Below are 21,459 nucleotides of genomic sequence, written 5' to 3' on the forward strand. Positions count from 1 at the left end.
ACATCCGCAAAGGAGAAATACCATGTCTGAGACCCCAGAGATTCGCAAGGGCCTGTACGGCGTTGTCGTTGATGAGACCGCCATTTCTAAGGTGGTTCCGGAGACCAACTCCCTGACCTACCGCGGCTACCCAGTGCAGGAGCTGGCCCGCTACTGCTCTTTCGAGGAGGTTGCCTACCTGCTGTGGAACGGCGAGCTGCCGAGCCAGGGTGAGCTGGTGCGCTTCTCCGCCCGTGAGAAGGCATTGCGCCACCTGGACCGCCACCTCATTGACCTGATTACCTCGATGCCGAAGTCTTGCCACCCGATGGACGTTCTGCGCACCGCAGTGTCCTTCATCGGTTCCCAGGATCCGGAGGAGTACACCAAGGACTCCGAGCACATCCGCCGCACCGCACTGGAGCTCATGGCCAAGCTGCCGACCATCGTGGCACTCGATATCCGCCGCCGCCGCGGCGAGGGCTACATTGAGCCCTCACGCAAGAAGGGCTTTGCGGAAAACTTCCTGTGGATGGTCTTCGGTGATGAAGAAGGCTCCCCGGCTACGTCCCGCTCCGACATCGAGGCTTTCGATAAGTCCCTCATCCTCTACGCTGAGCACTCCTTCAACGCGTCCACCTTCGCTGGCCGCGTGGTGACCTCCACGATGTCGGATACCTATTCCGCCGTCACCGCTGCTATCGGTGCGCTCAAGGGCCCGCTGCACGGTGGTGCGAATGAGGCCGTGATGAAGAACTTCCTCGAGGTCGGTGACCCGGCCAAGGTTGAGGAGTGGACTCTAAACAAGCTCAAGAACAAAGAGCTCGTCATGGGATTCGGTCACCGCGTGTACAAGAACGGTGACTCCCGTGTTCCGACCATGGAGGCTGCCTTCCGCGAGCTGGCCAAGGACCACGGCCAAGAGCAGTGGGTGGAGATGTACGAGGTCATGGCCAAGACCATGTACGAGAACACCTCCATCAAGATCCAGCCGAACCTGGATTTCCCGGCTGGCCCCGCCTACCACATCCTGGGCTTCGACATCGAGTTCTTCACCCCGATCTTCGTGATGGCCCGCATCACCGGCTGGACCGCACACATCGTGGAGCAGAACGAGAACAACTCCCTCATTCGCCCGCTGTCTGCCTACAACGGCAAGGAGCAGCGCTCCGTTCCGCCGAAGGAAATCTAGCGAGCAACTGCGCTTGACGACGGGCGCTGTGAGTAGCGAAGGCATGACATGCCAACGCCACTTGCAGCGCCTAGTGCTATTGCGCCTGCAGCCACAAAAAGAGCCGTCCAATCGATGGCAAAAGTGAGACCGTCTCCCATTGCGAGGGCTATGCCAGCAAGGGGGAGGATTCCAGCCATACAGCCAGTAACGATTGCAGCACATGCCAGTGCGGTCGTCGTGAGCACAACAATTTTTAGGTGCCATGAAGATTCGAGACCCAGTACCTTGAAGGCGGTCCGAATTGCTTCGGTAGCGCGAGCAAGGTGCCGCGAGAAAACAAAGGTTACGGCTAACGCGCTGAGCAGCGCGGCTGCCAAACTGATGTAGAACGCCCGCGGTGTCGAAGAGGTTTGAACCAGCGGTAGCAGTACGAGCTCGTGGGGGATACGGGCTTGCGCAGCGCTATCAAGAAAGCGCTTTTCTGCTTCTTCGTTGAGTTCCGTAAAGACCCACTGTGTCCCACGTGCCGGTGCGTTGAGTTTCTGCGCCGTGGATTCGAGGATAAACCCTCCAGCTAGTTTCTCCCAGTGAGGTCCGAAATCCGTGCTCAGCGCTGGAAGTGATGTGAGACCTGAGTTTTTGCCCGTGGTGATTGAAACGTGCTCATGGTGGATGAATCGGTTATCGCGGACCAAAGCTCCGGTCTTAAGAACATCTTTTTCACGGTCCGTGAGCTCTCGGCCTAAGAGCTGTTCTACGTCATGAACGGATTCGACGGTCAGTACGCCATAGGTTCCCGACATCTCCGTGGGCATGTCTAGCGTGGCTTGGACATAAGAAACTCGAACTGGGGCGGGCACACCCAAAGCGTGGGCTACGTGCTGAACGGAATCAGCGTTTGTAGCTAGGCCATCATCTGTCTTCTCTAAAACGTGTGCCTGGTTTGGGGCGATCGTTGACGTCAAACTGTCATTCTCACTGGCTGTGAAGCTGGCTGACATTGAGCTACTGAACACCGCGGTTCCCATGCACAGGACCAACAACGTCAGACCCGTGCCAATGAGTTGACGGTGTTTCTCTGCAAATCTTAGGGCCACGCCCGCTGGAGTGTAGGGCCGGCTGGTTCGCGGACAGCGTGCGAGAAGAAGAGAAAAGACGATACACAATGCCACGGTTGGCGCTGGTGCCCATGTTTCGAACACGTCGGGCCCCAGCAGTGCTGCAGTGAACGTGAAGAGGACAGCGACAAGGACAATAACGACTGCACCCCAGCGTAAGAATGATGCCGATGGGGTCGGTGTCGGGAAGTCCTTCCAGAACGGATGAGGTTGAGCCGACGGTGCGGTGGCAATAGCACCAATCAGGAGCGCCGTCAGCGAGCTAGCGAGAAGAAGCACTAACCATTTCCATGGAATCAGGACTCCAGGATCAGGCAAACCTGCACGTCCTGAAATGAAAGGGCGCGCACATTGTGCCAGGCCTGAACCTACAACGAGGCCTAAGACGGAGTACATCAAGGCTGAACGAAGCAGGATGAATGCGCTGGACTTCCACAACAGGAAGGGCGAGATTCCTAGCTCGAAAAACCGCTGGCTCAACGGGCGAAGTACCTGGTAGGTAATCCGCCACAGGAAGAAGATCAAAGCGCATGGGATGACAACGGCGAATAGGCCGAAGAAGAAGGAATAGCTATCGGCGAACCCTGAAGGTGGTGTTGCGAGCAAGCTTTCTTGGGTGAGAAGAGATGCCGAGAAGGCGTCGTCAAGCGCTGCATGATCGACGAGGTCTGCATCCCCGATCTGACTCCTAATGAACTCGGTGAGGGCTGCAGGAGTCTTTCCTTCGGAACCGAAAACAATTGGCCGGACCGAAGCGGAGGTCATGGAATAAGCGTCAGCGTCGATGGTGTTCCACGTTCCCGACGCGCCGTACACAGCTTCTTCATGCTTGTGGAAGGAATTCGATGCAACGCCAACGATACGGAGAGGTAGCGTGCCGTTGAATGCAGTTGTGTTCTCTCCAAGACTAAGGTTCACGTCCTCGGTGACTACTACCTCGCCAGGAGCGCTAGGCCAATGGCCCTGAACCAATGCCAACCCAAAATCGGGAGCTTGCTCTTCCCAGTGAGACTCCTTGTAGACAAGGGAAGTTGAAGGATCGCTATCGATATAGAGATCGTAAGTCTCGAGTTGGGCAGTAAATCCCCGCTCTGGGGAATCAAGTTGTGGCAGCGTCTGCTCAACCACGCCCGCCCGCGTGTACACAGGCACGTCCACGCGCACGGCGTTGTTCCCCAATTCTGACTGCGCCTTCTGCTGCGGGGACAACGTCATGAAGAGATCGGCCGAGACAGCAAATGCGAATAATCCTAAGCACACTGCGATTGCCGCTGCGCCGAAGCGGTACCGTTTCGAAGAATGCACGATTTTCGTAATCAGTTCATTGAGCATGCGGGGCTGCTTTCCCAAGCTGGCCGTCGATCAGCGTGTAGGCCGTGCTGCAATAGTCCAGCATGATGGGATCGTGGCTGGTTGCTATCACGGTTGTGCCAGTTGATGCGAGCTTTTTGAAGAGTTGAAAAATGCCATGGGAGTTCTCGGAATCGAGCGCAGCAGACGGCTCATCAGCCAAGAGAATTCGCCGGTTCCCAGACAGTGCTCGGGCGATTCCGACTCTTTGACACTGGCCGCGCGACATCTCTGCGGGAAACCGTTGAGCAAGTTCTGCTAGTCCTACCTGGGCTAATGCCTTGGAAGCCTTGTTGTGTGCCGTCGTTTCATCGACACCCGCTGCGGCAAGCACAAGCATGACATTTTCGAGCGCGGTGAGTTCATTCATCAACAGGTCGTCTTGATGAACGAAGCCGATTGTGCTGCGGCGCAAGGCGAGTAGTTCCTTGGGAGCAGCGGTGGATACACAGGTATCGAAGACCGAGATTGAGCCTTCATCGATAGGTAGAAGACCTGCAACCGCGCGCAGGAGAGTTGTTTTACCAGAGCCGCTCTTTCCCGAAATTCCGAGAAACTCGCCGTTATTGACCTCTAGACTTGCGCCCTTGAGAACATGCGTGCGCTGGGCGCCTTCGCCCAAATACTTGTGAACGTTAGAAATGGTGACTGAATTCATGAGCGCTATACAGCAGAGAAGAACACGCCAAGGTCGTCGACCGAGGTCTGAGCGGGAACAGGAATGGCTGGTGGCGAGGCCACAGCCTACAGCTGGTATCCGTCTCCATCATGAACCCTTCAAAAGTGGAAGATGAAGCTGGTACGTGAACTTTATCGAAGACTAGAAGCGGAAAAGAGTCATGTCAAGAGGTTTTTATTTTTTCAATAAGAAAGTACTTTTTCGGCTTCGGTTCCGAAGTGACATGGGGTGGGGCGTTTAGAGGTATGCATGGTGTGTTTAGCGAGAAACTGAGCAATTTCTGTTGGCCTATCTGTCGATTTCCGCCCGCGTGAGCACCAAGACCACTAACCTGAGATCTGTATCGTGCTCATCTGAAAGGATTACACCCAGTGTCTGATACCGCCCACAAATCCTTTTCTAAGGTCTTGGTAGCCAATCGCGGTGAAATTGCCGTGCGTGCCTTCCGTGCCGCTTTTGAGGTTGGTGCCAAGACGGTCGCCATTTATCCCAAAGAGGATCGCAACTCCTTCCACCGTGCGTTCGCCAATGAGGCAGTGCGCATCGGTACTGAGGGCCAGCCGGTCAAGGCATACCTCGACATTGATGAGGTTATTCGTGCCGCCAAGAAGTCTGGTGCGGATGCAATTTACCCAGGCTATGGCTTCCTGTCGGAGCGTGCTGACTTGGCCCGCGCCTGCCGCGATAATGGCATTAAGTTTATCGGTCCGACGCCGGAAACTCTTGATCTGACCGGTGATAAGTCCGCAGCAGTGACCGCCGCCGAGGAGGCGGGTCTGCCCACGTTGAAGGACTCTAAGCCGTCGACGGATGTGGATGAGCTGGCTGAGTACGCCAAGGACTTTAATTACCCCATCTTCGTAAAGGCAGTTGCCGGCGGCGGCGGCCGCGGTATGCGTTTCATTGAGAATGAGGCAGAGCTAAAGACTAAGTGCGCTGAGGCGTCCCGTGAGGCAGAAGCCGCCTTCGGTGACGGTCACGTTTACCTTGAGACCGCCGTCATCCGCCCGCAGCACATCGAGGTGCAGATTCTGGGCGACTCGCAGGGCAACGTCATGCACCTCTATGAGCGTGACTGCTCCGTACAGCGTCGCCACCAAAAGGTTGTGGAGATTGCCCCGGCACCGACGTTGGATCCGGAGCTGCGTGACCGCATCTGTGCGGACGCCGTGAAGTTCTGTGAGCACATCAACTACGAAGGCGCCGGTACTGTCGAGTTCCTCGTGGATGAGAAGGGCAATCACGTCTTCATCGAGATGAACCCGCGCGTGCAGGTGGAGCACACCGTGACCGAGGAGATCACGGGTGTGGACATTGTGAAGTCTCAGATGCAGATTGCCGCAGGTTTCTCACTCGAAGAGCTTGGCCTCAAGCAGGAAGAGATTCACATCAACGGTGCGGCCCTGCAGTGCCGTATCACCACCGAAGATCCTTCCAACGGCTTCCGCCCGGATACCGGTACGTTGACCCAGTACCGTTCCCCGGGTGGTGCGGGCGTGCGTCTTGACGGTGCAACGGCTGTCGGTGCGGAGATTTCTCCGAACTTTGACTCCCTGCTGGTCAAGATGACCTGCCGCGGCGCGACGTTCGAGCAGTCTGTTGCTCGTGCCCAGCGTGCGCTGAACGAGTTCACTGTGGCCGGCGTGGCCACTAACATTGGCTTCCTGCGTGCTTTGCTACGCGAGCCGGACTTCGTCAACACCCGCGTTGACACGAGCTTCATCGCGGAGCACCCGGATCTGCTCAAGGCCCCGCCGGCCGTGGACGAGTCCGGCCGAATTATCGACTACATCGCGGACGTTACCGTGAATAAGCCAAATGGCGAGCGCCCGACCACCCTGCGCCCCTTCGATAAGCTGCCGGATCTGGACTTTAACTCCGAGCTGCCACGCGGTTCCCGCGATGACTTGCTGGAGCTCGGCCCGAAGAAGTGGGCTGAGAAGATCCGCAAGCAGGACGCCCTGGCGGTCACCGACACCACCTTCCGTGACGCGCACCAGTCCCTGCTGGCTACCCGCGTGCGCGGAACCGCGTTGGTCACCGCTGCTGAGGCTGTGGCCCGCATGACCCCGGAGCTCTACTCCGTTGAGGCATGGGGCGGTGCTACTTACGACGTCGCTATGCGCTTCCTCAAGGAGGACCCGTGGGTGCGTTTGGATATGCTGCGTGAGGCCATGCCGAATCAGAACATCCAGATGCTGCTGCGCGGCCGCAATACCGTGGGCTACTCGCCCTACTCCAACGATGTGTGCACCGGCTTCGTGCAGGAAGCAGCCAAGTCCGGAGTCGATGTCTTCCGTATCTTTGATGCACTGAACGATGTCACCCAGATGCGCCCGGCTATCGACGCCGTCCTGGAGACCAACACGACCGTGGCCGAGGTTGCCATGGCCTACTCCGGCGACATGTGCTCCCCAGATGAGAAGCTCTACACGCTGGATTACTACCTCAAGCTGGCGGAAGAGATCGTCAACACCGGCGCCCACGTCTTGGCCATCAAGGACATGGCGGGCTTGCTGCGTCCAGAGTCCGCGTCCAAGCTGGTTATGGCTCTGCGCAAGGAATTTGACCTGCCGGTCCACGTCCACACGCACGACACCGCGGGTGGCCAGCTGGCGACCTACTACGCCGCGGCTCTGTCCGGTGCGGACATCGTCGATGGTGCCTCCGCGCCGCTGGCGGGTACCACCTCCCAGCCCTCCCTGTCCGCCATCATCGCGGCGTTCTCGAACTCCGCTCGTGACACCGGCATCTCGCTCAAGGCCGTCTCTGACCTTGAGCCCTACTGGGAGGCCGTGCGCCAGCTCTACCACCCGTTCGAGAAGGGCATTCCTGGCCCGACCGGCCGCGTCTACCGCCACGAAATTCCGGGCGGCCAGCTGTCCAACCTGCGTGCGCAGGCAACCGCACTGGGCTTGGAGGATCGCTTCGAAATCATCGAGGACACCTACGCGGCCGTCAACGAGATGCTGGGCCGGCCGACCAAGGTCACTCCGTCCTCCAAGGTGGTCGGTGACCTCGCCCTGCACCTCGTGGGCGCCGGCGTGGATCCGGCTGACTTTGAGGCTAACCCCACCAAGTACGACATCCCAGATTCCGTCATTGCCTTCCTCCGCGGTGAGCTTGGTACCCCTCCGGGCGGCTGGCCGCCGCTGCGTGACAAGGTCCTTGAGGGCCGCACGCCTGGCGACGTCGCCGTCAAGCCCGTCCCAGAGGAGGAGAAGGAGCACCTCTCATCGGAGAACTCTGACGAGCGCCGTGCCTCCCTCAACCGCCTGCTCTTCCCGAAGCAGTTCGAGGAGTTTAACGAGTTCCGCCGCAAGTTCGGTAACACCGAGGCGCTGACGGACACTGTGTTCCTCTATGGCTTGGAGGAGGGCAAGGACTACATCGTCCACTACTTCCCAGAAGGCTCCACCGATCGTGCGGATCTCACGCCGGTCACCGTGCGACTCGACGCAGTGGGTGAGCCGGACGAGAAGGGCATCCGCAACGTTGTGTTGAACGTCAACGGCCAGATTCGCCCGCTAAAGGTACGTGATAACAACGTTGAGTCCACCGTCGCCACCGTGGAGAAGGCCGACCCGTCTAATGACGGTCATGTTGCCGCACCGTTTGCCGGCGTGGTTAACCCGACCGCCAAGGTCGGTGACGAGGTCAAGGCCGGCGATCAAATCGCCGTCATTGAGGCCATGAAGATGGAAGCCTCCATCTCCGCCACCAAGGATGGCACCATCGAGCGCGTCGCCATTGGCGTCGCCACCAAGGTTGAGGGCGGCGACCTCATCGCCGTCATCAACTAGAAAAACCGCTGAACCCTCCTGCTGAGATAGAACATCCAAGCAGGAGGGTTTAGTTTCTGTATTTAAGGGGTTAGGTCTTGTCCGGCCAAGAACGCAAGGCCATCGACCCAATGGACGTGGCCTGTCGGCGGTGGAAATCGGTCTAGCGTGATGAGTATGCAGCGTGAGCCAGCCGGGGTATGCGCGAACGGGGCTAATTCTCGTTCCAGTGTAGAAGGTTCTGAGGTGGCGTAGGCTACCTGCACGTAAAAGGTGTCATCCCCACGAGTTGCGATGAAATCTATTTCCCCGTCTGGGACTGAGCCAGTGGACACCTCATAGTCTCGGCGAAGAAGCTCGAGAAACACCATATTCTCAAGGTCGTGGCCCAGGTTGAAATCACGGGAACCAAGTACGGCATTACGTAATCCAGGATCTACGAAGTAGTACTTACCGTTGCTTCTCAGCCATTGTTTTCCCTTAGTATCACGGCTGCGACAGCGGTATAGTAGGTGGGCGTCCTCCATCAACTCGAGGTAGCGATCGATGGTTTCAGAGGAGCTAGCGTATCCATCTGCTTTAAGAACTCCGCGGATTCGGCGGGTGGATAGTTCTGAACCAGAATTATCGAAGATGAATTGAGCAAGCCGCAAGAACGTTGATGTATCACGGATTTGGCCACGAAGAGCGATGTCTCGGGTAAAAATTGAATCGAAAAGCGCACGATTGAAATCTGAGGCAACTCCGACATCGTTTGCCAACACACTTGCAGGGAACCCGCCGATTCGCATCCACGCGGAAAAGTCTTCGGCAGTCGGTATCGTTGGCCGTGATTTTTCACGGTGGGTGAAGGCAGTGAACTCGCTTAATGACAAGGGGAGCATCCGAAGCTCTATGTAGCGGCCGGCAAGATATGTCAGGGATTCGCCAGCAAACATAGAGGCATTTGAACCAGTGAGAGTGATTTCGAGATCATCATTAAGCCTTAGCGAGTTAATGATTCTTGCCCAGTCTTCGAGCTCTTGCACTTCGTCGACATGGAGATAGCGAAGCCCTTGGTCTAGGGCTTCCTCGACGAAAGCATGAAAGGCATGCGGCTCACGGAGCCGATCATTACGTGCGTCCTCAAAATTGATGACGAGAATGTCTTTAGCAGGCACTCCCGAGTTGAGGAGATCCTGTCGATATAAGGAAAGCAATGCGGACTTTCCGCAGCGACGCACGCCCGTGACTATACGCACAAGGTTGCGATCCTCGATCGCGTGTAATTTTGCAAGATAGCTTGGGCGAGGAATGAGGTCAGCCATGGCGTCGAGTATAGTCGACACTTCTAGGAAAAAACGAGCAAGTGTCGAGTATAGTCGACACCTGTTGTTGGCATGTGCCGCTAGAAACGCTTGAGCATCACGTGGGCATCCGGGCGGCCTGGGACGTCGATGTCGACGAAGCCTTCGGATTCATACAGCGTGCGGGCGCCGGTGTTTTCTGGCTCAATCCATAGCGATACGGCTGGAGCTTCCTGTGCCTCGGCGAGGTCGCAAGTGTTGCGCAGAAGGCGTCGCCCAGCGCCTAAGCCCCTGTAGCGGGATTCCACCGCAAGGAAAAGCTCGGGGATCTCCTCCGGATCGAGGTCCGTGGCCCACTGGGACTCATCAAAAGGATCAGCCTCCGGATTGCCGGTGTAGGCAGCGCCTTTGGCTTCTGCGGTGTAGTAGCGCAGCCACGCACCGCCGACGGGGACTCGGTGGCTGGAGACTGCGATGACACCGCCGTCGACATGCGGGGACCATTCATCGATGTACAGCCCCACATCAGGCGTGTGGAAATCCCCAATATGGGCGTCCTCGTCACCGAGGACATCGGCGAGGAAGAGGAGACGGGAGAGGTAGGTGCGGTCGTGCTCCTTGGCTAACCGCACGCCGAACTCAGAATCGTTAGCGCTCATGCCTTACGAGGCTACTTGATCTCTGAAGTTAGTCACTCGCTGAGTGGTTCGAGGGGAGTTGGTGGATTCTCTATGGTCCGGAGAAGGGTACTCGTGGCGGTGGTATGGCGTGTAAGCGGCGGGTTCAGTAGCGCCTCGACCTTCAAGATTGAGCGGAAGGCATGAAGGGCCTCCCTGCGACGTCGTGAGCTAATGCAGCTTCGTCGTCTTGATGGGCAGCACAAAGAAATGGCTCCCAACGCGGTGTTGAGAGCCATTGCGTAATCCACTGGCTATCCTGATGCGCCACTGCTGCATCCCCCAAAGTGACAAGTCAGCACCCCGGCAAGTAGTACTCAGCGGGTCAGTAACCCGGAGCAGAGCTCCACCGGGGTATCACGTCACAGAGTACTCAGCAGCGCTAATCGAGGCAGGGTTTGTCGCAGTTTCGTGCCGCTTTCTGCCGGCATGGAAGCATTAGCGAACTATTTAATCTCCAGGATTGGCTCGCCCTTGTTGATCTGCGCGCCGGTGGCCACCTTGAGGTCGGTCACGGTGCCGGACTTGTGGGCCTTGACGGGGTTTTCCATCTTCATGGCCTCGAGCACTACGACGACCTCGCCCTCTTCCACTTCCTGGCCCTCTTCGACGGCGACCTTGATGACGCTGCCTTGCATCGGCGCGGTTACGGTGTCGCCGGACACGTTCGCCGCCGCGCCCTTTCCGCGACGCTTCTTCGACTTTTTGCGCTTGTTGCCACCGCCCAAGAGCAAGTTGCCCGGCAGAGCCACCTCGATGCGGCGGCCGCCCACCTCGACGACGAACTTCTGAGCTGCCTCTTGTTCTTCGTCCTCGGGGGTTTCGGCGGTGTCGGTGTATTCAGGAAGCTCGTTGACCCACTCTTCCTCGATCCACTTGGTGTAGACCTTGAAGTTGCCGTCCTCGGCGGCGAAAGCGGGATCAGTGAGAATGGCTTGGTGGAAGGGGATAACCGTGGGCAGGCCTTCGATGCGGTACTCCGACAGCGCGCGGCGGGCGCGTTCGATAGCGGTGGCGCGGTCGGGGCCCCACACGATGAGTTTGGCCAGCATGGAATCGAACTGGCCACCCACGACGGTGCCTTCACGCACGCCGGAATCCATGCGCACGCCAGGGCCGGATGGCTCGGAGTAGCCCACGATAGTGCCCGGAGCCGGGATGAAGCCTGCGGCTGCATCCTCACCGTTAATACGGAACTCGAATGCATGGCCGCGTGGGGTTGGGTCCTCGGAAATGGAGAGCTCACGGCCCTCAGCGATGCGGAACTGCTCGCGTACCAAGTCGAAGCCTGTGGTCTCCTCAGTGACGGGGTGCTCCACCTGGAGGCGAGTGTTGACCTCAAGGAAGGAGATAAGTCCATCAGAACCGACGAGGTATTCAACGGTGCCCGCGCCGTAGTAGCCGGCCTCACGGCAGATCCGCTTGGCGGACTCGTGAATAGAGGCGCGCTGCTCATCGGTGAGGAAGGGGGCAGGTGCCTCCTCGACGAGCTTTTGGAAACGGCGCTGCAGGGAACAGTCGCGCGTGCCCATGACGACGACGTTGCCGTGCTGGTCCGCCAGGACCTGGGCCTCGACATGGCGGGCCTTATCCAGGTAGCGCTCCACAAAACACTCGCCGCGGCCGAAGGCGGCGGTTGCCTCGCGGGTGGCGGACTCGTACAGGTCCGCAATTTCCTCGCGGGTGTGGGCCACCTTCATGCCGCGACCACCACCGCCAAAGGCAGCCTTGATAGCAATGGGAAGTCCGTGTTTATCAGCAAAAGCTTCAACCTCAGCGGCGTCCTTCACTGGATCCGGTGTGCCGGGGGCCATGGGGGCGTCGGCACGCTCGGCAATGTGGCGCGCGGTGACCTTATCGCCGAGATCCGCAATAGATTGCGGGGACGGGCCGATCCAGATGAGTCCGGCATCGATGACCGCTTGAGCGAACTCGGCGTTCTCAGAGAGGAAACCATAGCCGGGGTGGATAGCATCGGCGCCGGACTTAGCGGCGGCGTCGAGAAGCTTGGTGAAGTCGAGGTAAGACTCCGCGGAGGTCTGGCCGCCGAGCGCAAAGGCTTCATCGGCCAGCGTGACGAATGGGGCGTCGGCATCGGGCTCGGCGTAGACCGCTACAGATGCAATGCCCGCGTCGCGGGCCGCCCGGATGACGCGGACCGCAATCTCACCGCGGTTGGCCACGAGGACCTTGGTGATGTTCTTGGTTTCAACTGCCACGGCAGGAACCCTCCTCCATGATTTCTGATAGGACTGCATACTATTCTTGCACAGAAAAACATGAGGATACCTTCACATCTTGGTTTCGTGTCAAAAAATAAACCCGCACCAGCAAGGATGCGGGCTCATTTCGGCGTGTTGCTAGCGCTCAACCGGCATGCGCACCATGTTGCCCCACTCGGCCCACGAACCGTCGTAGACGCGCGGGTTGTTGAAGCCAAGCAGGCACTTGAGGACGAACCATGTGTGGGCTGCCTGGGCACCAACGTGGGAATAAAGGATGGTCTCGGTCGCTGGCTCGAGTTCACCGTAGTTCACCTTAAGCTCGCTGAGCGTGCGGAAGCAGCCGTTGGGGTAGACTGCGCGGTCCCATTCAAGATTGACAGCGCCAGGGATGTGACCGTAGGTCATCGTGGTGCCGTAGGGAGACTCGCCGTTGCCGGATTCGCGAGTGGCCTCACCGCAGAATTCTTCTGGGCTGCGGGTGTCCACCAACGAGGCGGTGGACGAGCGCAGCTCATCGACGAAAACGCGGGCTGATTCATCGCGGCTAACCTCCGGGTAGGAGGAGGTGGTGGGGTCGGGGACCATGAAGGAGGTATCGCGTTCCTCGGACATCCAGGCATCGCGGCCGCCGTCGAGAAGGCGCACATCTGGGTGGCCGTACAGCTCAAAGACCCACAGGGCGAACGCAGCCCACCAATTGGACTTGTCTCCGTACAGAATCACGGTGTCATCGCGTTCAATGCCCTTGGAGCGAAGGAGCTCGGCGAAGGCTTCCTCATCAATGAGGTCTCGTGTGGTGCTATCGAGCAGCTCCTTCTGGAAATTAATGCGGATAGCAGTCGGGATGTGGCCAATGTCGTAGAGGAGAGAATCCTCATCTACTTCGACGACGCGTAGGCCATTGACGCCCAGACGCGCGGACAGCCACGGGGCGGAAACGAGACGCTCGGGGTGCGCGTACTCTTGGAAAGGGGGATTCGGGTCGAATTCGGCCACGGTCCACCTGCCTTTCTCGTTGAGAGGGGGACGGTCGCCTCAACTTTAGCGCGCTTCGCTGATACGTGGTCACTCAAGAGAAACTTTTGTGGTGTTGGATACATTTCTCTAGAGATATTTTTTACGGCACAGGCACTGGTTATAACAAGAGTGCAGGTCAGGGTAGCTCCGTAGCGGGTGAGCACGCCTTTTTGGGGTGGGGGCGCTTGCTCAGCACGGTTGGCAAAGCTGGGTTATTTTAGGGGGTGACCCACAAATACCCAACGAAAGGGAAACGCTGTGCACAAGGCAATCGTCGTCTTCGAGGTCGAGGGCGGATCTGACAAGCAGTTCAACGGCCACCGCAAGGACACCATGCCCATCGTCGACAGCATTAAGGATGCTGGCTGGCACGCAGAAGTGGTCTTCTACCGTCCCGAGTGGTCCGAGAAGCTCTTCGAGTACGTCTCCGAGAACTTTGATGCCTACATCTCTCGCGTGAATCCGGGCAACATCCCGGGTGGCGAGAAGGGCTACTTCGACCTACTCACCAAGCTCGCTGAGGCAGGTCTGGTTGGCATGTCCACCCCGCACGAGATGATGGCCTATGGCGCCAAGGATGCCTTGGTGAAGCTCAATGACACCGACCTGGTGCCGTCCGATACCGCTGCGTACTACGACGTTGAGTCTTTCCACAACACCTTCCCGACCTCCCTGTCCTACGGTGAGCGTGTTCTCAAGCAGAACCGTGGATCCACCGGCTCCGGTATTTGGCGTGTGCGCTTGGCCGATGAGAAGCTGGCCGAGTCTGTAGAGCCGGGCAGCGCACTGCCGCTCGATACCAAGCTCAAGTGCACCGAAGCTGTGGACAACCACACCGAGGAGCGCGAGCTCGGCGAGTTCATGGACTTCTGTGACCAGTACATCGTGGGTGACAACGGCATGCTCGTGGACATGCGCTTCATGCCGCGCATCGTTGAGGGCGAGATCCGTATCCTCCTCGTTGGCCCGGACCCGGTCTTCGTTGTTCACAAGAAGCCGGCTGAGGGCGGCGACGCCTTCTCCGCCACCCTGTTCTCCGGTGCGAAGTACACCTACCAGAAGCCGGAGGAGTGGCAGGAGCTTGTTGACATGTTCGCTGAGGTCCGTCCGGTCATCGCCGAGAAGCTCGGTGGCGATAACATTCCACTGATTTGGACCGCAGACTTCATGCTTGCTGACGGCGAGAATGGCGAAGATACCTACGTCCTCGGTGAGATCAACTGCTCGTGCGTTGGCTTCACCTCTGAGCTGGACATGGGTATCCAGGAGAAGGTGGCTGCTGAGGCCATCAAGCGCGTCGAGGCAAAGCACGCCTAAGCGCTTTTCGACGAATCCCTCGCTTTTGCGGGGGATTTTGGCGTTTGAAGCCTCATTGTGTGGGGCGTGTTCCCCAATGAGCGCTGCCAGTGAGCCGGATCTCAGGTACCTTCGGAGAAGTAAAAATTACACGGATGTGTACTGCTCTGCGAACTTCACTGTGAAAGGACTACCGAGCGATGACCAACCCCAACCAGTTCGGCGAGAACGGCAACAACAACGATCCTTCTAACCAGGGTTTTGGCGGCGGCTTCGGCAGCGGCTTTGGCGCTGACTACACCCCGAATAATTCGACCCCAAATAACGCGGGCGAGGACTCCTCCACACCAGAGAACGGCACGAACAGCGGTGCTTCCCAGCAAGGCTTCGGCGAGGGGTTTGGTGGAGGCTATGGCAGCGATAACGCCTCCACAGGTTGGGGTAACCCGAGCGCGCCGTCCAACTCCGGCTTTGATTGGGGTGGCCAGGCGGGCTACGGCGATTACTCCGAGCCGCACACTGAACCGGCGCAGTCGGCTGAATCAACTGCCTCCACTGAGTCTTCGTCTTCGTACTCTGCGTCCACCCAGGATTCTGCTTCGTCTGAGGCTGGCTCTGCTGTACCGGCCTCTGAATCCTATGGCTCCTCCCAGGACTCCACCTCGGGCTTTGGCGCTGACAACACGAGCTATAGCAGCTCCGCTGACCAGGGCAATGGTTTTGGCCAGCAGCAGTCGGAAAGCTTCGGTGCGCAGGCTTCCCAGAACTCCCAGTCCACAGAGTACTCCCAGCCTGAGCAGAATTATCAGAACTCTGGCTTCGGCGGCTACTCCCAGCAGAACCAGGGATTTGGTGCTCAGAACGCGGGCTTCGGCCAACAGGACCAAAGCTTCGGCCAGCAGCACCAAGGCTTCGGCCAGCAGCACCAAGGCTTCGGTCAGCAGGACCAAGGCTTCGGTCAGCAGGAGCAGGGCTTCGGTCAGCAGAGCCAGGGCTTCGGTCAGCAGGAGCAGGGGTTTGCCACACAGAACCAGGGCTTCGGCGATCAGAACTCGCCCTTCGGTGCTCCCGCGATGCAGCAGTACCCGCAGCAGAACAACCAAGGCCAGGGCACTGCCTCCAAGGGCTCTGGTTTCTTCAAGGCGCTATTTGACTTCTCTTTCAGCGAATTCGTCACCTTGAAGTTCTCGTCTTTCATTTATATGCTTCTGGTCTTAGTGTCTGGTGTCGCATGGGTCGGCGCGATTTTGTTCTCCCTGGTAGCCTTTGCCGATAGTTTCCTTATGGGACTCATGTCCCTCCTAGGCGCAGTGCTCATCGGAGGAATTACCTTCCTGTTCTACATCATCCAGTTCCGACTGATTCTGGAGTTCTTCGTGGCTAATATCCGCACTGCACAGAACACCGGCACGCTGGTCGAGCAGGCCGATGCCAACAGGGACGCGACGAATAACGACTAAGGTTCCTCAGCCCGTCAGCACCTAAGAATCCCGCAACCTTCTCGACGAGGTTGCGGGATTGTACTGATCTATGCAGCTGGTTAGTCCAGGAGCGTGGCTACGGATTCAGGGTCGGCGTCGGACAGCATTTGGCGGATGCGGTCATACTCTTCGTTCTCGCCGATGGCTTTCGCAGCGTGGCCCAAAGCGGCGATGGCGCGCAGCACGCCCTGGTTGGGCTCATGGGAGTAGGGGACTGGGCCCCAGCCCTTCCAGCCGTTGCCTCGCAGGCGGTCGAGGCTGCGGTGGTACCCGGTGCGGGCATATGCGTAGGCCGTGATGAAGGCGGTGGGCTCGGCGTCCTTATGTTGATCCAATTCCTGCTCCGCGAGCAGCGCCCACAGCAGCGGCGAATCGGGGTGAGCGACGATTCCTGCGGTGAGATCAGAGGTACTCTCAGCGCCCGGATCGGCCGGAAGCTTGATGGGCTTGGGTGCGAGCATGTCTTTCATTTCCATGCCGCCCCACTTTAGCCATGTGGCGCCACGGTCACCAGAGGGGCGAACCTGGAAAGGTTCGCCCAAAACTAGAGGGTTCGCCCGAAACTAGGGCTTGGTCCAGAAATCGGCGACGTTGAGCCCAAAGGAGTAGAGTGCTCGGCGCAGCACCGGGAGCGAAAGCCCGATGACGCTGGAGGGGTCGCCCTCAATGCGGTCGATGAACCAGCCGCCGAGGGCCTCCAACGTAAAAGCGCCGGCGCATTCGAGTGGCTCGCCGGTCCGGGCGTAGGCCTCGATATCGGCGTCGGAGGCTTGAGCAAAATGTACCGTCGTGCGCGAGGCCTCGACGAAGCGTTTGTCGCCGTAGAGCACGCAGTGGCCGGTGATGAGCTCAGCGGTGCGGCCAGCCTGCGCATGCCAGCGCTCAACGGTGGCCTCAGGGGTATGGGGTTTGCCTTGGAGGGAGCCGTCGAGAAGCAGCATGGAATCCCCACCCACCACGACGTCCTCGGGATAGCCGGGGGCGATGGCCTCGGCCTTAGCCGTGGCAAGGGCACACACGATGTCCTCGGGGTCTTCTCCAGCGAGGCGCTCTTCAATGGTGCGTTCATCCACGTGGGCCGGGGCAATAATGGGTTCGACGCCAGCACCGCGAAGGATGGACGCCCGGGAAGGCGATTGGGATGCTAGGACAATGCGCATGGCGGCTAGTAGTAGCGGACGTTGCGGAAGGCCGTCGGGTTGAACACATCTCCCGGCTGGCCCCACAGGTTACGCTCAGAGTGGATATCCGCAGCCTTGGCGCGTGCCTCGGAGTCGAGCTGGCTGAGCACCGTGGATAGTGCCGCGAGCTCCGCGTCAGTAGGGTTGCCGCGCAGGACGGTAAAAAGGGAATCGGACATGGATACCTTTACAAAACGATGTTGCCGTGCTTCTTCGGCAGGGTTGGGACAATCTTGCGGTCCAGCAGGCGAAGTCCTTCGATGAGGGAACCACGCGTGGCTGCTGGCGTAATAACGGAGTCGACGAGGCCGCGCTCAGCTGCCTGGTAGGGGGTCAGGTAGTCGGCTGCATCTTCCTCGCTGAGCTCCAGCTCAGAGGCCAGCGCAGGGCCGTCGGCCACGGCAATCTCTGCTGTTGGCCACGCATACGAAAGGTCTGCGCCAAGGTCCTTGGAACCGAAAGCGATGTAACCCGTGCCGTGAGCGCGGCGCACAATGACGCTGATTTTGCCCACGTCGGCAGCTGAGTACGCATGGACGAGCTTGGCCAGGGCGGCCTTCTCCACCTCGAGGGCCGGGGAATCGACGAACTCGATGATGGGGGTGTTGAAAGCATCACACAGGCGGATAAAACGCGCGGCCTTGGCGGCGGCAGCAGCATCGACCGTGTCACGGTTAGCAATGATGCCCACCGTACGTCCCTCAATGCGGCCGAAACCAGTGAAGATGCCACGCACCTGGGATGTGAGTTCATAGACATCCTCACAGGTGGCAGTGACAACATCAGCTAGGTCAATGGTGCCATCGTCGGCCACAAGGGTATCGAGTGCGCGGTCGGCCTCGTTAATGTTGGCCTCGACCGAACCGGAGACGATGGTGGCCTCAGTACGGGGAGCAGCTGCGCGGTTATTCGAAGGCAGGTAGGAGAGCACGCGCTTGACGACGTTCACCTCGTGCTCACCTTCAGCCTGGAGATCGCCGTCGGGAGCAATGACGATATCGGAGAGCGCTGCGATGAGTGAGGCATCCTTCGTGTCCGCGTAGACCGCAGTGACCTGCGGGATGAGGCCGGATGCCGTGGTGGCACGAGCAAGAATTCGCGCCTGCATGGCTGAGGACACAATGCCTTCCTGAGCGCGCGGCTTATCGCTAGCGACGAGCGCGACGATAGGCACGCCGGTTTTAATTGCCAGGTCATAGAGCTTGGTGACCTTTTCGCCGTAAACCTCGCCCATGGTGCCGTCGAAAAGCGAGGCGTCCTGGGCGTAGGCGCAGACCTTGCGCCCATCGACGGTGCCGAAACCAGTGACGACACCATCGGTGTAGGGGCGGATGTGCTCACGGCCGAAGTCGGTGGAGCGGTGGCGTGCCAGCGCGTCAGTCTCCACGAAGGAGCCGGCATCAAAGAGTGCCTCGATGGCGCTGCGGGCAGCGGGAACCTCTCCCTGCGGCGCGCGGGACTCGGTAAGCTTCGCGTCCAAGTCCTCGATCTTGCCAGCGGTCGTCTTCAAGTCAGTCATGGGACACTAGTGTAATACAGCGCAGCCGTGCGCTTTAAGGCGTGCCGTTTACAGTGGAATGTTGCCATGCTTGCGAGACGGGCGTGGCACAGTCTTATCCGCGAAGAAGCGCAGATTCTTGGCGATGGTGCTGCGGGTTTCGGAGGGGAGAATGACGGCGTCGAGAAGCCCACGCTCTGCAGCCTTATAGGGGTTGAGCATGTGATCCTCGTACTCGCGCTCGAAGGACTTGGTGAGCTCAGCCACGTCGAGGCCTTTCTCGTGGGCGGCCTTGATCTCCTTGCGGTAGATAAAGCCGACGGCACCTGCCGCGCCCATGACTGCGATCTGGGCGGTGGGCCAGGCCAGGTTGACGTCTGCTCCCAATCCCTTGGAACCCATCACGCAGTAGGCGCCGCCATAAGCTTTGCGCAGGGTGACGGTGATCTTTGGGACAGTGGCCTCGGCATAGGCGTAGAGCAGCTTAGCGCCGCGACGCAGGATGCCATCGTGTTCCTGATCAGCACCGGGAAGGAAACCAGGGACGTCAACCAACATGACGATGGGGATATTAAAAGCATCACAAGTGCGCACGAAACGGGCAGCCTTCTCTGAAGAATCGATATCCAGACAACCGGCGAAGACCTGCGGCTGATTGGCCACGAAACCTACAGTGTGGCCCTCAATGCGGCCAAAAGCAGTGACCACGTTATCGGCACGCTCGGCTTGAATTTCCAAGTAATCGCCGTCATCCGTGAGCGCCTCGATGACCTCCTTGACGTCATAGGGCTGGTTCGGGGAATCTGGGATGATGTCATCCAGCCTGAGGTCATCGACGGTTTCTTCGCCGAGCTCATCATAGGGCTCCGCTGGAGTTAGCTGCCGGTTGTTGGAGGGCAGATAGGTCAGCAGATCATGGACCCAGTCCAAGGCTTCTTCATCGGTGGCCGCGGTGTAGTGCGAGGTGCCGGATTTGTGCATGTGGACGCCGGCGCCGCCGAGTTCTTCCTGGCTGACTTCTTCGCCGGTGACGGTCTTAATGACGTCCGGGCCAGTGACGAACATCTTAGACTTTTTGTCCACCATCACTACGAAGTCAGTAAGAGCAGGGGAGTAGGCATTGCCACCGGCACAGGCGCCCATGATGACGGAGATTTGGGGGACGACGCCGGAGGCCTTGACGTTCTGGTAAAAGGTCTTGGCAATCCAGTCCAGGGACACGGCGCCATCTTGAATGCGAGCACCAGCCCCCTCGTACAGGCCGATAAGGGGGCGGCCGGTGGTGATGGAGAGCTCCATGATTTTGATCATTTTCTCGCCGTAGACTTCGCCGAGAGCACCGCCGAAGACGGTTCCATCCTGGGAGAAGATGCAGACTTCGCGGCCGTCGATAGTTCCCCAGCCGGTGACGATGCCATCGGTCAGCGGGCGCTTCTTTCCCATGCCGAAGTCCATAGTGCGGTGAACGGCGAGCATGTCGGTCTCCACGAAAGAACCTTCATCGAGGAGGTAGTCCAAGCGCTCCCGGGCAGTGAGGCGGCCTTGTGCGTGGACCTTCTCGTGGGCTTTTTCGCCCATGGGTTGGGCCGCTGCTTCACGACGCCTCTTGAATTCAGCGATCTTGCCTGCGGTGGTGTCGGCGCTGAGGGAATCCAGCTCTGACAAATGTGAGGAAATAGTCATGTTCGGCAGTGTAGAAAAGTTTTGGGTAGGAACGTATAGTGGCGCGCGAGTGATTTGCCTCACAATTCTCGTTTGTGCAGGTTATGGCGGTGCGAAAGATGAGGTTTTCCTCGCGAATGGCGCGTTGAGTTCATTGTGTCAGTGTAATGAGTGTGGTTTGGGGGGTGACGGGCGTTGGTGGAAAGGGGAAAGCCTCGACCTAGGAGGTAGGCCGAGGCTTCAGGTTGTGTATTTCTCGTGGGGCTACGCAAGCCAGCCGAAGCTATGAAGGAAGAGTTCTGCCTCGGCGAGGTCACCCTCGCGGGGGAAGTCTCCCGCGAGCGCTGCGTAGGTTTCTTCGATATCGGTGCGGGTTGCAGGGATTAGGTCGTGCTTGAGTAGATCCTCGGCAATCATTGCCGGGAGGGGGGTGGCGGCAATGGTGTCAAGGCCGGTGCCGGTGGCACTCTTGAATGTGTTGGTGATGGCTGAAATAAATCCAGTTAAGGCATTCATGTGTACTCACCTCTCTCTTATTTGTGTTGTAATGATGCGCCTCTCCGTATCATGGGGATGCACCCACTATATCGCTGAACGGGCTAGAATGCTACATTTGGTTCACGTGTAGTTAACTTTTAGTTCATCTTACTTGGGTGTGACATGCATAACGAAAGGGCGACCGCGCCTCCTGCAGAGTGGGGAGGAGCGGCCGCCCTTGGCGGCGAGCGTCGGTAGGGGGGTTAGTGTCCGCCCTTGAGGCCCGGGAAGAGTTCAAGCCCAAAGTAGTGGTGGATGGAGTCCTTGGCAATCCATGTAATGGCCACGAGGATGAAGAGGGCAAGGACCGCGTAGACGGTCCAGCCTAGAAGCTTCATCTGAGGAGATGCTTCGGTGTCATCGATGACGACACCTTCGGTGTTACGAATCGGATCGCCGGTCATACAGCGCATGCCCAACGCAAACAGGAGCGGGATACCTGCGCCAAATGCCAGAGCCAGAGCGGCAACGCGAATGATGGCGGTGAGAATTTCTAGTGCGGTCATGATCGGGATCC

Annotated in this window: 17 protein-coding genes; 4 read left to right on the top strand and 13 right to left on the bottom strand. The window is 58.8% G+C overall.

Going from position 1 to position 21,459, the window contains the following annotated elements:
• Positions 1 to 22 precede the first annotated feature (22 nt).
• Positions 23 to 1,171 (top strand): bifunctional 2-methylcitrate synthase/citrate synthase, encoded by a 1,149-nt coding sequence (locus M5J09_RS09665; RefSeq protein ID WP_042529550.1) that lies wholly within the window; start codon positions 23 to 25, stop codon positions 1,169 to 1,171.
• Here the strand turns inward: M5J09_RS09665 and M5J09_RS09670 are convergent.
• Positions 1,168 to 3,603, bottom strand: a complete 2,436-nt coding sequence (locus M5J09_RS09670; RefSeq protein ID WP_257157700.1) for a hypothetical protein — start codon at positions 3,601 to 3,603, stop codon at positions 1,168 to 1,170. The genes M5J09_RS09665 and M5J09_RS09670 overlap by 4 nt on opposite strands.
• A complete protein-coding gene (locus tag M5J09_RS09675; RefSeq protein ID WP_257157701.1) occupies positions 3,593 to 4,279 on the bottom strand; it encodes an ABC transporter ATP-binding protein in 687 nt (228 codons plus the stop codon). Before M5J09_RS09675 ends, M5J09_RS09670 begins: the two co-directional genes overlap by 11 nt.
• 392 nt (positions 4,280 to 4,671) lie before the next feature.
• On the opposite strand from M5J09_RS09675, the gene M5J09_RS09680 reads away from it, so the two are divergent.
• On the top strand, positions 4,672 to 8,103 hold the full coding sequence (locus M5J09_RS09680; protein ID WP_257157702.1) for a pyruvate carboxylase: 3,432 nt from the start codon (positions 4,672 to 4,674) through the stop codon (positions 8,101 to 8,103).
• 62 nt (positions 8,104 to 8,165) lie between these two features.
• Here the strand turns inward: M5J09_RS09680 and M5J09_RS09685 are convergent, their stop codons facing one another.
• The 4 genes from M5J09_RS09685 to M5J09_RS09700 form a co-directional block, all read right to left on the bottom strand.
• Positions 8,166 to 9,389, bottom strand: coding sequence for an ATP-binding protein (locus tag M5J09_RS09685; RefSeq protein ID WP_257157703.1), 1,224 nt, complete (start codon positions 9,387 to 9,389; stop codon positions 8,166 to 8,168).
• Positions 9,390 to 9,469: 80 nt separating this feature from the next.
• A complete protein-coding gene (locus tag M5J09_RS09690; protein ID WP_257157704.1) occupies positions 9,470 to 10,027 on the bottom strand; it encodes an N-acetyltransferase in 558 nt (185 codons plus the stop codon).
• Positions 10,028 to 10,491: 464 nt separating this feature from the next.
• Entirely contained in the window at positions 10,492 to 12,264 is a 1,773-nt protein-coding gene (locus tag M5J09_RS09695; protein WP_257157705.1) for a biotin carboxylase N-terminal domain-containing protein, read from the bottom strand.
• A 141-nt stretch (positions 12,265 to 12,405) separates the two neighbouring features.
• Positions 12,406 to 13,266, bottom strand: coding sequence for a sulfurtransferase (locus M5J09_RS09700; protein WP_257157706.1), 861 nt, complete (start codon positions 13,264 to 13,266; stop codon positions 12,406 to 12,408).
• 279 nt (positions 13,267 to 13,545) lie between these two features.
• Between M5J09_RS09700 and M5J09_RS09705 the strand changes: the two genes are divergently transcribed.
• Together M5J09_RS09705 and M5J09_RS09710 are read left to right on the top strand one after the other, a co-directional pair.
• The gene (locus M5J09_RS09705) at positions 13,546 to 14,604 is read left to right on the top strand and encodes a Cj0069 family protein (protein WP_042529559.1); all 1,059 of its coding nucleotides are present in this window, start codon (positions 13,546 to 13,548) and stop codon (positions 14,602 to 14,604) included.
• Between the two features lie 179 nt (positions 14,605 to 14,783).
• Positions 14,784 to 16,043, top strand: a complete 1,260-nt coding sequence (locus M5J09_RS09710; RefSeq protein ID WP_257157707.1) for a DUF4282 domain-containing protein — start codon at positions 14,784 to 14,786, stop codon at positions 16,041 to 16,043.
• A gap of 80 nt (positions 16,044 to 16,123) precedes the next feature.
• Here the strand turns inward: M5J09_RS09710 and M5J09_RS09715 are convergent, their stop codons facing one another.
• The 7 genes from M5J09_RS09715 to M5J09_RS09745 form a co-directional block, all read right to left on the bottom strand.
• Entirely contained in the window at positions 16,124 to 16,540 is a 417-nt protein-coding gene (locus M5J09_RS09715) for a DUF3151 domain-containing protein (protein WP_257157708.1), read from the bottom strand.
• Between the two features lie 87 nt (positions 16,541 to 16,627).
• Complete coding sequence (locus tag M5J09_RS09720) at positions 16,628 to 17,224, bottom strand: nucleoside triphosphate pyrophosphatase (protein ID WP_257157709.1); 597 nt, start codon at positions 17,222 to 17,224, stop codon at positions 16,628 to 16,630.
• A 5-nt stretch (positions 17,225 to 17,229) separates the two neighbouring features.
• Complete coding sequence (locus tag M5J09_RS09725; protein ID WP_257157710.1) at positions 17,230 to 17,424, bottom strand: acyl-CoA carboxylase subunit epsilon; 195 nt, start codon at positions 17,422 to 17,424, stop codon at positions 17,230 to 17,232.
• 8 nt (positions 17,425 to 17,432) lie between these two features.
• Positions 17,433 to 18,764 carry a carboxyl transferase domain-containing protein gene (locus M5J09_RS09730; protein ID WP_239180087.1) on the bottom strand — a complete coding sequence of 444 codons (1,332 nt, stop codon included), beginning with the start codon at positions 18,762 to 18,764 and terminating at the stop codon, positions 17,433 to 17,435.
• Between the two features lie 48 nt (positions 18,765 to 18,812).
• Positions 18,813 to 20,426, bottom strand: a complete 1,614-nt coding sequence (locus tag M5J09_RS09735; protein ID WP_070537818.1) for an acyl-CoA carboxylase subunit beta — start codon at positions 20,424 to 20,426, stop codon at positions 18,813 to 18,815.
• A 243-nt stretch (positions 20,427 to 20,669) separates the two neighbouring features.
• Positions 20,670 to 20,921 carry a hypothetical protein gene (locus M5J09_RS09740; RefSeq protein WP_257157711.1) on the bottom strand — a complete coding sequence of 84 codons (252 nt, stop codon included), beginning with the start codon at positions 20,919 to 20,921 and terminating at the stop codon, positions 20,670 to 20,672.
• A gap of 224 nt (positions 20,922 to 21,145) precedes the next feature.
• The gene (locus M5J09_RS09745; protein ID WP_042529573.1) at positions 21,146 to 21,448 is read right to left on the bottom strand and encodes a hypothetical protein; all 303 of its coding nucleotides are present in this window, start codon (positions 21,446 to 21,448) and stop codon (positions 21,146 to 21,148) included.
• Between the last annotated feature and the right edge of the window lie 11 nt (positions 21,449 to 21,459).

Source organism: Corynebacterium sp. BF-R-2 (assembly GCF_024586525.1).
In the GTDB taxonomy this organism is placed as follows: Bacteria; Actinomycetota; Actinomycetes; order Mycobacteriales; family Mycobacteriaceae; genus Corynebacterium; species Corynebacterium singulare.